This is a genomic window from Bacteroidales bacterium (assembly GCA_035353855.1).
Lineage (GTDB): Bacteria > Bacteroidota > Bacteroidia > Bacteroidales > CG2-30-32-10 > DAOQAK01.
Genome location: DAOQAK010000053.1, coordinates 20,773 through 29,563 on the forward strand (window position 1 = coordinate 20,773; position 8,791 = coordinate 29,563).

The following is an 8,791-nucleotide window of genomic DNA, read 5'->3' on the forward strand; positions in this document are numbered from 1 at the left end:
TACTCACAAATTTTTCTATTTTCATAATGCCTTTTGTAACTTATAAATCGTCGGCTGGCTCAGGTAAAACATTTACGCTTGTTCGTGAATACATAAAACTTTGTATTTCAAAACCTGAACAATTCAAACGCATACTCGCTATTACCTTCACCAACAAGGCTGCCAACGAAATGAAGGAAAGAGTAATTACTTATCTTACCCAGCTTTCATCAAGCGAAACAAATTCCATTGCTTATAAATTTTTACTTCCTGAAATAATTTCTGACACCAAACTTTCCGAAAAGGAAATTTGCTCACGAGCCAAACAGGTTCTCGATTCCATACTTCATAATTATTCCGATTTTGCAATAGGAACCATTGACAGTTTTGTTCACCGTATTATCCGCATTTTTGCTCATGACCTAAAAATCCCACTGAACTTCGAAGTGGAAATGGATACAGACCGGATGTTGTCCGAAGCAGTTGGATTGCTTATAAGCAAAGCCGGAAGCGATGCACAACTTACTAAAATTCTTATTGAGTTCTCCGAAAGCAAAGCTGATGAAGGGAAAAGCTGGAATATAGAAAACGAACTTATAAATTTTGCAAAACAATTTATACGCGATGATAATTCCCTGCATATTGAAAATGTAAGAAAATTAAGCATTCCCGATTTTTTAAATATCCGAAAAAAACTTTTAGCACTCTCCGAAATATTTGAAAAATCAATTTCTAAAATTGCGTTGGATGCATTAAAAATAATCAATGAAAATAATATTCCACTCGAATCGTTTTATCACGGGAAAAGCGGATTAGGAAAATATTTAGAGAAATTATCGAATGGAATTTATGATAAAATTCAGCCTAATTCATACGTATTGGCAACGCTTAACGATGACAAATGGTACTCCGAGAAATGCAAGCCCAACATCAAGACAAGTATTGATTCTATTAAAGGAACACTTGCATCGGAATGTTTTAAAATCATTGCACTAATTGAAAAGAATTTTAAAAAATATACTCTTTATAACCTGGTTCTTTCAAACATTTATCCTGTTGCTGTTCTCAGTGAAATTGAGAAAGTAATTGATGAAATAAAAAAAGAGAATAATATTTTACCTATTTCCGAATTCAACGAAAAGATTTCAAAGATAGTGGTTACGCAGCCTGTTCCTTTTATTTATGAACGTATTGGCGAAAAATATCAAAACTATCTGATTGATGAATTCCAGGATACATCAGCTTTGCAATGGATCAATCTTTTACCTCTGATCGAAAATTCTCTTGCATCTGATTATTTTAATTTAATTGTCGGCGACGGAAAACAGGCCATTTACCGCTGGCGTGGCGGCGATGTAGAACAGTTTGCAATGCTTCCTGAGATTTCTAAAAACATTTCCGATTACTTTTCTTTAGAACGGGCTGAAGCAATTGGCAGAAATTATAATGAAAAATTTCTTACATCAAATTTCAGGTCTAAAGCGGAGTTGGTCAATTTCAACAATAAACTTTTTAAACATATTAGTGAAATCACTTCACCATATATTCAAAATATTTATTCGCATTGCGAACAGGAATTTGATAAAAATAATTCAGGGGGTTATGTTCAGATTAATTTTTTAGAAACACCCGCTGATGACGAAGAACAAGATTATTCTTCAGTTACAAACAACAAAATATTTAATACCATTGAACAACTCCGTTCCGGGAATTATAACTTTTCTGACATCGCTATTCTATGCCGTAAGAAAAAAGATGCTTCCGATACTGCAAAATTCCTGGTATCATCAAACATTCCCGTTATCTCCGATGAGTCGCTTTTGATAAGCACTTCCACGGATGTGAATTTTCTTTTGGCGTTTGCTGAACTTGCCGTGAACAGAAATAATAACATTGCCCTTTATCGAATATTGCATTACCTTTTAGAAAACAAAATGCTTAACGATAATAACATGTTTGAACTTACTTCTAAACTTCATAATGAAAACAAAAATATTTTCTTTCAAAATGTTCACGATTACCTGAAGTCGAATAATTTTATTTACGACTTTCAGAAACTTGCATCTATGGCGGTCTTTGAATTTTTTAAAGAACTGATTTTAATTTTTAAAATAAATTTAACCGACAACCCGTATATCCAGTTTTTCCTTGATGCTACGCTTGAGTATAGCAGTACAGGAAAAAATTCATTGAATACTTTTCTTGAATGGTGGGACGATGAAAAAGCAAAGCGTTCAGTAATTATTCCCGAAGGTACCGATGCTGTTAGAATTATGACCATTCACAAATCGAAAGGACTGGAATTCCCTGTTGTTATTTATCCTTACGCTTATGTTTCATCAAACACATTTAATGATTTCATCTGGATACAACCAGAAATAGAACAAATTCCGGAGATGAAATCAGCATTAATCAGAAATAGTAAAAAACTTGACGATACTGATTTTGCTGAAATCCGACAAAATGAAACCGACAAAACGTTGCTCGATAACCTGAACATATTGTATGTTGCGCTTACCCGTGCATCGGAACAATTATATATACTCACAAAAAAACCTTCCGGGGACATTTCGGAAACCCGCAACTATCCTGAATACTTTGCATCATTCCTTCATCAATCCGAAACATGGAATGACGAAGTATCAGAATATTCATTCGGAACATTTTCAAAAAAAGAGGTATCAAAAAAATCAAAGGGAAATTTCAAACCTGTTCCTTTAATTGAATATAGTAAGAAGCATCGAGAGCAAACTATCCACCTCAGGAAAAAATCTGTTGAGATTTGGGATACTGAAAACCCCGAAAAAAATATTGAATGGGGAAACACCGTGCATTATGTGCTTTCAAAAATTATCAGTGCTAATGATATTGAAAAAGTAATTTTTGAAATTAAAGAAAGTGGTTTTATTGAAGCAGATAAAATTGATGAATTGAAAGAAAAAATACATTCTATCATTACACACCCCCTGCTTTCTGAATATTATAAAACCGGCGTAAATGCTTTGAACGAATCGGAAATATTGATGACTGAAGGGAATATCCTTCGCCCCGACCGTATTGTACTGGAAAATAAAAACGCAATAATCATTGATTATAAAACCGGAAGTAAAAAAGATTTCCACGCTGAACAAATAAATGGATACGCTGAAGCCCTTAAAAAAATGGGATTTCAGGATATAAGAAAACTTTTGGTTTATGTAAACAATAACCAGGTTGAAGAAATTTTTTAAAAAATTTCAAAATAATATATCTTTGTAATGCTAACTTTTAAAAACTAAAACTATGTCATCAGGATTAATAATCATGCTAATTTTTGTAGGATTCATCTTACTTCTCATGTTAATTTCATACAACAGTTTAATAGGTCGCAAAAATAAAGTGCAGTATGCCTATAGTTCAATTGATGCAATGCTGAAGAAAAGATATGACCTTATTCCAAACCTTATCGAAAGTGTTAAGCAATACATGGGTTACGAAAAAAATCTGCTTACAACTATTACAAGCCTTCGCACTGAAGTTATGAAGAGCGACATTAACGAGTACAAACGTTTTCTACTGGAAAATCAGATTTCATCAGCATTAGGTAAGATTAATCTTGCTGTTGAGAATTATCCTGAACTTAAAGCCAACCAGAATTTCCTTCAGTTACAGGCATCGCTCAATGAAGTAGAAGAGCAAATCTCCGCGTCACGTCGTGCTTTCAACGCTTCTGTAATGGATTACAACAATGCTGTAGAAAAATTCCCTTCGAATATTTTTGCAGGTATGTTTGGCTTCCGTCATAAAGCATCATTCGAAATGCCACAGGAGCAAAAAGAAAACGTGAACGTGAAAAATTTATTTAATTCATAAATTAGAAAATCAAAAAAATAATAAATCTATTTTTATGAGCGAGGGACTGACAAACGGCGAGGTCAGGGCTGGAAGTGAATGAAAAAATTCACTGAATTCTTACAAAGAAGTTTTCTCGCTTTGTTTAGAATTCAGAAATTTTTCAGAGCGGGTTGAAGCATCGTTTTGTCTTGATTCCCTGCCTTGCCGGCAGGCAGGTTTTCGTTCTTTTCTGATCAAGCAGAAAAGAACAATAAATAAACTTAAAATTATATAAATGCAATCATTCCAGCAGGCATTCACTCAAATTCAGCCACACCTTCAATCGCTCGAAGCGCTGCGAAGAAAGCAACGTTCAATAGTTCAAACTTTCACTTTTACATGGCTTGGGACTTTATTGTTTGGCATTATACTAATGGGGACAGGAAATGAAGCAATCATTGTTTTTGTTATTATACTCATTGTTGTTTATGGGATTATTGCATCAATATTCGGATATAAAGCCACAAAAAAGTACAAACGAATTTTCAAGGATGTTGTAATTGGTCCGTTGATACGTGCTATCGACCCGCAACTTCAATATGCCAAAGAAGCTTGTATAGTAAGAGCAAAATATGAAGAAAGCAAAATTTTTCTTACCCATGCTGATCGCTATTATGGAGAAGATTATGTATGGGGAATGGTTGATAAAACCATGATAGAATTTTCGGAACTGCACACGCAATATGTAACTCACGACAGTAAAGGAAGAACACAATATCATGATATTTTTAAAGGGTTATTTTTGATTGCCGATTTTCATAAGGATTTTAAATGTCGCGTGGTAGTGATGCCCGACTATAGTGAAAAACTTTTTGGAGGACTGGCAAAATTTTTCCAGAAAATGAATATGATGCGCGACCAGTTGGTATATATGGAAGACCCTGTGTTTGAAAAAATGTTTAAAGTATACAGCAACGACCAGGTTGAAGCACGATATATCCTTTCACCCAATATGCTGAAACGTATTGTTGACATGAAAACAAAGATGAACAGGAATATTCATCTATCGTTCATTAATTCAAAAATGTTCCTCGCTATTTCAATGTCTAAAAATTTGTTCGACCCTAAACTCCGCAAAAGTGTAATGAATCCACAAATCATCTACGAATTTTATCAACAGATATTAGAATGTGTTCAGATTGTTGACGACATGAACCTGAACACAAGAATATGGACAAAACAATAACAGGATAATTCAATAACAAGTTCAGAAATTAGTTGATTCATTCCTTAAAATTCTTTAACATTAATTCTCCGCAACCAGCATTTTATATTTTGTAATCTTGTAGTATTAATAATTTAAATATAAAATATCATGGCAACAATTACATTAAAAGGAAATAGCATCAACACTATTGGCGAACTGCCAAAAGTTGGTGAAACCGCAAAAAATTTTACATTGGTAAAAAAAGATTTATCACGTGCAACACTTGATGAATTCAAAGGACAGCGTTTGGTATTAAATATTTTTCCAAGTCTCGATACCGGAACATGTGCTGCATCGGTAAGGCAATTCAACAAAATTGCTGCATCACTTCAAAACACTAAGGTATTATGCATATCGCGCGACCTGCCTTTTGCACAGGCTCGTTTCTGTGGTGCCGAAGGCCTTGATAATGTAATCACACTTTCTGATTTTGAAACCGGAGAATTCGGAAAAACTTACGGTTTGCAAATTATCGATGGACCGCTGAAAGGATTGCATTCACGCGTTGTCATCATTATTGATGAAAGCGGAAAAATAATTTATACGCAGCAAGTACCCGAAATTGTTGACGAACCCAATTACGAAAAAGCACTGGCAGCTTGTAAGTAAATGGCTAAGATAAAAAGGGTTAAGGTTTAACGTCAGAGGTAAAATAATTTTTCCAAATCTACTCCCTTGCCCATTTGTGAAAGGATTGGAGATAGGATAAAAATTTTATCCCGAAATACTTATAGTCCGGAGTAACTTCTCATCAATGATCTCAATATCATTATTATTAATATTGATGATGTTATCTTTTTTTAGTTCCGATAATATTCTCACTGCGCTTTCTGTAGATAAAGCGGCTAGCTCAGCAATATCTTTTCTTGAAATAACACCTTTTATTATATTGCTTTCAAAAATATTTTCTTTCAGATAAAGTAAAATATCGGCCATTCTCCCTAATGCCTGCTTATTAGCTATGCACGACAAGCGTTTCAAATGACGTTCTGTTGTTACGCAATACCATTTTAAAATATTCCCGGCAAATTCAGGATTGTTCGCTATTGTATCACTAAAAAAAGTATTCTCAACAATATATACTGAGCATGGTGTTAATGCTGCCCCTGAAAAATTGTATACCCCTGAACCATATAACGACGAAAGACCAATAAAATCAAATGGTTTAATAATGCTAAAGTTAAAACCTCTTTCCTGAACACCTTCCAAATAATTTTTTGATAACCCTTCACTAAGCAACATGATATATGATGTGATAGAGCCTTGCTTGCACATGGTCTCCCCTTTTTTAAACTTTATCTGAACACGTGTAAATTTTTCAATTTCATGATCAGTTAATTTTAAATCCTTTAACCATTTATAAAGGCTATCCTCTTTTTTTGACGAAGCAATCCCATTTTGGCTTTCCATTTCTTTTATGGTCTGCCGCATTCTTTTTAATAAAAAGAAATTACTGAGTTTCGAAGCTATCGTATTCAGCAACGAAATTTCTTCAGTTACAAAAATTCTTTTTTCCGTTTTTATAGGCTTAATGTATACAACGGAAATTTCACCAATTTCTTTATTATCAACTAAAATAGGTGATGTTAATTTTAATTCGGTATCCTTATATCCTTCAGAACATAATTCAATATTATCGTAAACTATCCTCGATTTGCATATTTCAGTAAACCGCCAGCCTTTAGGGATAATTTCAATAACTTTTTTTAATATGATTCCTATTTCCGAATCGAAATCATTTAAAACTCCGTCAACCTGATAAATGCAGTTCAGTTCTTTCGTGCGTTCATCAAGATTTTTTATAAGCGACGTAATATTCTCATTTTCAGTCATCACATTAATGCTTCATTCATAAAAGTTGAACAAAATTAATAAAAAACACTCATTATAAAAATTTTACGCTGATGAATTGATATAAATCAATCCTTCAATTGACAAATATCATCTGAAACATGTATTTAATACAACATTAATTTTTATGTCAGAAAACATAACTTGAGTAATTTCGCATCACTTAATTAATAAATTATTAATCTCAAAAAATCTTTATTATGAACGTTGACAAAATAATGAACGACTTATCCAAAAAAAATCCCGGAGAAGTTGAATTTTTACAGGCAGTAAGAGAAGTTCTTGAATCTATTGTAGATGTTGTAGAAGCTAATCCACAATTTGAAGAAGCAAATATTATTGAACGCATTATAGAACCCGACAGGGCTTTAACTTTTAAAGTTCCATGGGCTGATGATAATGGAAAAATCCATGTTAACAGAGGATATAGAATCCAATTCAATAATGCAATTGGACCTTACAAAGGTGGTTTACGTTTCCACCCAAGTGTAAATTTAAGTATTCTTAAATTCTTAGGTTTTGAACAAATTTTCAAAAACAGTCTTACCTCATTACCTATGGGTGGTGCAAAAGGTGGTTCTGATTTCAATCCAAAAGGTAGATCAAATGCTGAAGTTATGCGTTTCTGCCAAAGCTTTATGATGGAACTTCATAAAATAATAGGACCTGAAACTGACGTACCTGCTGGTGATATTGGTGTTGGTGGACGTGAAATTGGTTACTTATATGGAATGTACAAGAGATTAACTCATGAACATACTGGCGTACTTACCGGAAAAGGATTAAACTGGGGTGGATCACTCGTTCGTCCTGAAGCTACAGGTTTTGGTAACGTATATTTTGCAGAAGAAATGTTAAAAACCAAAGGACAAAGCTTTAAAGGTAAAACCGTTGCTATATCTGGTTTTGGTAATGTTGCATGGGGTGCTGCTTTAAAAGTTAACCAGTTAGGCGGTAAAGTAATTACTATTTCTGGTCCTGATGGATACATCTATGATAAAGATGGTATCAGCGGAAAGAAAATTGATTATATGCTTGAATTACGTGCTTCAAACCAAGATATTGTAAGACCTTACAGTTTTGAATTTGGTGCAGAATTCCATGAAGGTAAAAAACCTTGGGAAGTAAAATGTGATATCGCATTACCTTGCGCAACACAAAATGAATTGAATGGTGATGATGCAAAAAAATTAATTGCAAACGGATGTATCTGTGTTTGTGAAGGAGCTAATATGCCTTCAACACCAGAAGCTGTTGAATTATTTATTGAAAAGAAAATATTGTTTGCACCTGGAAAAGCTGCAAATGCTGGTGGAGTTGCAACCTCAGGATTAGAAATGAGCCAGAACTCAATGAAATTGAACTGGACTGCAGAAGAAGTTGATAAGAGGTTACATGAAATCATGACGAATATTCATGCTTCATGTGTGAAGTACGGAAAAGACAGTAGTGGGTATGTTAATTATGTGAAAGGTGCTAACGTAGCAGGTTTCCTTAAAGTTGCTAACGCAATGCTGGATTTGGGATTTTAATAAAAATTAAGGAAACTTAATAGTTAAAAAGCTGTCTTATTATTGGGCAGCTTTTTTTTACTGTTTATGCTGATTAGGAAAAGGTTTTTTCGATTTATTTTTATTAATGTTCATGAGTCCGTTTCCCGAAACCATGAACTTGCGCTACAAACAGTTTGTTTGCAATTTTTTTACAAATTATATCTATCCACAATAAGCTAGGATAAATCATTTCCGTATCGGTATAAATCGTTCCAATCATCTTTGCTTTTGCAAACCTGTTAAAAATAAAGTATAAAATGTTATTAAATAATATTTGGAGTTTCCTCAGGAAAAAAGCAGGGAAAAATCAAAACGCTTTAATAGTGTG

6 protein-coding genes are annotated in these 8,791 nt (G+C 33.6%); 5 read left to right on the forward strand and 1 reads right to left on the reverse strand.

Features of this window, described 5'->3' with window-relative positions:
* The first annotated feature begins 26 nt into the window (after positions 1-26).
* The 4 genes from PKK00_12560 to tpx all read left to right on the forward strand — a co-directional run bounded on the left by PKK00_12560 (position 27) and on the right by tpx (position 5,668).
* Positions 27-3,209: a UvrD-helicase domain-containing protein gene (locus PKK00_12560; GenBank protein ID HNW99233.1), complete on the forward strand. Its 3,183-nt coding sequence runs from the start codon at positions 27-29 to the stop codon at positions 3,207-3,209.
* Positions 3,210-3,261: 52 nt separating this feature from the next.
* Positions 3,262-3,831, forward strand: coding sequence for a LemA family protein (locus PKK00_12565; protein HNW99234.1), 570 nt, complete (start codon positions 3,262-3,264; stop codon positions 3,829-3,831).
* A gap of 256 nt (positions 3,832-4,087) precedes the next feature.
* Positions 4,088-5,038, forward strand: a complete 951-nt coding sequence (locus PKK00_12570; protein HNW99235.1) for a DUF3137 domain-containing protein — start codon at positions 4,088-4,090, stop codon at positions 5,036-5,038.
* Between the two features lie 129 nt (positions 5,039-5,167).
* A complete protein-coding gene (gene tpx, locus PKK00_12575; protein ID HNW99236.1) occupies positions 5,168-5,668 on the forward strand; it encodes a thiol peroxidase in 501 nt (166 codons plus the stop codon).
* A gap of 105 nt (positions 5,669-5,773) precedes the next feature.
* On the opposite strand, the gene PKK00_12580 is transcribed toward tpx, so the two are convergent.
* Positions 5,774-6,892: a Crp/Fnr family transcriptional regulator gene (locus PKK00_12580; protein HNW99237.1), complete on the reverse strand. Its 1,119-nt coding sequence runs from the start codon at positions 6,890-6,892 to the stop codon at positions 5,774-5,776.
* Positions 6,893-7,110: 218 nt separating this feature from the next.
* Between PKK00_12580 and gdhA the strand changes: the two genes are divergently transcribed.
* Positions 7,111-8,442 carry an NADP-specific glutamate dehydrogenase gene (gdhA, locus tag PKK00_12585; GenBank protein HNW99238.1) on the forward strand — a complete coding sequence of 444 codons (1,332 nt, stop codon included), beginning with the start codon at positions 7,111-7,113 and terminating at the stop codon, positions 8,440-8,442.
* The last annotated feature ends 349 nt before the right edge of the window (positions 8,443-8,791 follow it).